The organism is Actinophytocola sp. (assembly GCF_036002505.1).
Lineage (GTDB): Bacteria > Actinomycetota > Actinomycetes > Mycobacteriales > Pseudonocardiaceae > DASYTH01.
Genome location: NZ_DASYTH010000203.1, coordinates 1 through 2,886 on the forward strand (window position 1 = coordinate 1; position 2,886 = coordinate 2,886).

3 protein-coding genes are annotated in these 2,886 nt (G+C 67.2%); 1 reads left to right on the plus strand and 2 read right to left on the minus strand.

From position 1 onward, the window contains the following. Positions 1-150: 150 nt before the first annotated feature. Together VGR06_RS17340 and VGR06_RS17345 are read right to left on the minus strand one after the other, a co-directional pair. Positions 151-756, minus strand: a complete 606-nt coding sequence (locus VGR06_RS17340; RefSeq protein WP_327560117.1) for a 1-acyl-sn-glycerol-3-phosphate acyltransferase — start codon at positions 754-756, stop codon at positions 151-153. Positions 757-858: 102 nt separating this feature from the next. Continuing rightward, positions 859-2,559: a PKD domain-containing protein gene (locus VGR06_RS17345; protein ID WP_327560118.1), complete on the minus strand. Its 1,701-nt coding sequence runs from the start codon at positions 2,557-2,559 to the stop codon at positions 859-861. Positions 2,560-2,683: 124 nt separating this feature from the next. Between VGR06_RS17345 and VGR06_RS17350 the strand changes: the two genes are divergently transcribed. Further along, on the plus strand, positions 2,684-2,886 hold a 203-nt coding region (locus tag VGR06_RS17350), incomplete at its 3' end, for a hypothetical protein (RefSeq protein WP_327560119.1).

Genomic DNA, 2,886 nt, shown 5'->3' on the forward strand with positions numbered 1-2,886 from the left:
TGATCTCGCCCTACCCCTGGGGCGGTCAGGCCTGAGCTCGGAGCGACGACGTGGAGAAGACGCGCTCAGGACTTGGAAAGCAGCCACCTTACCACATGGTCGGCAACTTTCCGTAGCCGTACGCCGCAGTACCGAAACCCCCAAATCGGCTCAGAAGAGGTGAGTGAGCTGCCTCCGCAGGAGCTTGCGGCCGGGGGGCTCGACGTACGAGGGCAGCATCTCCTGCATCCTCCGAAAGGCGAGCTCGGTCAGCGCCGAGGGCTCGGCGCCGGCGCTCGGGATCGGCTCGCCGATGACGACCTTGATCGGCTTGCGCAACCACAGGTCCTTCGTCCCCGAGAGCGCCACGGGGACCACCGGCACGCCCGCCTTGATCGCGAAGTGGGCGAAGCCCTTGTGGAACGGCATCAGCTCGCCCTCCTTCGGCCCGTAGTTGGCCTCGGGAAAGATGGCCACCGCGCCGCCCAGCTCGAGGCAGCGGTCGACGTGCCGGAACAGCGCCGTGTCGCCGTGCCGCTCGCGCACAACGGGGACGTAGCCGCCGGTGGTGCGCACCAGCCACCACTGGAACTTCCGGGTGACGAGGATGGTCGGATCGGCCAGGAAGTGAAGCCGCGGCTCGACTGGAAACAGGAGGAGGAGCGTGAACTCGTCCAGCCAGTTCAGGTGGTTGGCGATGACGATGTAATTGCCGGAGCGCGGGATGTTCTCGCGGCCGGTGACGTCAAACCGGAAGCAGAGCCGCAGCAGGGGCACGCCGATGAGCCGAACGATTCGGTAGGGAACGTTGGCGCGAGGACTGACGGGAAGAAGGTCAGCTCCGGGAAGTGCGGCATCGGCAGTCGACACGCGCCGAGTCTAGAAGACGAGCGTCAACCACTCCAGGAATCGGTTGAAAGTGCCCAGCGAGGCTTTGATGGCGGTCACCGTGGTGCGCAGCGGAGCCGCGTCCGCTTCCGAGATCTGGCCCGTCTTCACGTACGTCGTCAGCTCGTTGAGGAAGGCGTTCAGCTGGTTGTTGCAGGCCCTGTTGTCGCCGCGTGCGGCGGCCGCGGCGGCTGCGTCGAGCTTGGCGATCAGGCTGCTCTTCTGGCCGGCCGTGAGCCCGGAGAGCTTGCTCACGCTGCCGGCGAGCGTCTTGAGCGCCTGCTGGGTGGTCTGCACCGTCACCGTGGTGGTCGCTGTGTCGGCGCCGTTGTCGTCGTCCACCACCTGCAGCCTGACCGTGTAGGTCTTGGCGTCGGTGTAGATGTGGGACACCGAGAACGTGGCCGATCCACCCGGTCCGTAGTCCTTCTTGGAGCTCGTGCCATCGCCGAACGTCCACGTCACGGTGTGAGTGTCGACCACGCCCGGGTCCGTGAACGAGCCGGTGAACGTCACCGCCTCCTGGGCGACCAGAGGAGAGGGCGCCGAGACGCCGGTGATGCGGGCGGTCGGGGCGACGTTCTGTCCATACACGGTCACCGAGTCGGTGTCGGACAGGGTGCTCTCGGTGTCTGTGGCTTTGAAGGTGACCACGAAGGCCCCGTCATCGTCTGGAGTCAAGGTGAATGCAGTCCCTGAACCCGTTGCAAATGTGGCCCCGCCCTTGGTCACAGTCCATGTGTAGGCGATATCGGCCGCGTCGCCTGCGTAGGCAAGCGTCGCTCCGCCCGTGAACTTCTCGGGCGAGCCTTCGGGGATCAGGGGCGGGTCGGTGATGATTTGCGCGACCGGCGCCACCGCGTCCACGCGGACGGTGAAGGTCGCGGCTGCGGGGTGGCCGTGACCGTCGTCGGCGGTGATGGTGACGGTCTCCGCCGGCCCCTCATCGGACTCGGGCCGCGTCCACGCCCATCTGCCCGTGCCGGTCTTCGTCACCGTGCCCTGGGACGCGGTCAGGGTGACCGTGTCGCCGTCAGGGTCCGAGAAGGCGCCGGAGTTGGTCGGCCTGGTGCCCTCGTTGACGACCACCGCGGCGGTATCGGCGCTGATTGAGGGCGCCGCGTTGGGCGGCGGCGCGGTGGCTGTGATGACCCAGGTCTCGAAGGCGAAGTCTTCCGACCGAAGCGTGCTTCCGCGAAGCCACGGATTGCCGAGGAATGCGTGCCCTCCCGCGTAGGCGTCGATGCTGTCCGCGTTCTTCCACGCGAACGTCCCGCCGAGCGGTTCGACGACGATGGCGTACTGGCGACCGGTCTCGATCGCGATCGGCGTAAGGGCGATCTCCTTGAACGCCGCGCAGCACGTCCACGGCCCGGTTGCATTGACCGGGGTTCCCAGCGTCGTTCCGCTCGGGAGGCCGGATGCGTCGACCGTCTGGAGGCTGACCGTGATGATGGTCGAGCTCGTGGCGGTCGATCCGAGCGTCACCCGGTCGAGCTGGCCTGTCTTGCCCGCGGTGAAGGTCTGGGCGAACCTCGGGACCAGCTTCTGCTGGTTGAAGGTCAGCGTCTGGTACTGGTCTCGCTCGTCGGTCGCCGCCTGCGACGGCAGCGAGGCGAAAAGCACCACGGCGGCGGCGAAAACCGCCGCCAGCGAGCCCCGGCCGACACCTCTCCCAAACGTACTCTTCACTTGAGCCGATTGACGTGGCTGAACGCAGTTTCCTGCGCGAATTTCGGAGGTGCTTGGGGATCCCTGGACAGCTCGCGCCGATTTGACGCGGAACCGGCGAGCCGCGGTTGACATACTTCGGCGGATGGCTCTGGGCCTGATACAGCTGGCGGTGGTCGACCTGACGCGACGGCGCGCCATGCCGGCCGTCCTGCTGGTTGCGCTGGTCACCGCGATCGCGCTCGCGGTCGCCCTGCCCTTGATGCAGTCAGTGGCAGCCGAGCAGGGCCTCCGGTCGGCGCTCCAGTCCCTGGGCTCCGGCGCCAACCTCGAGATCGGGATCGACCA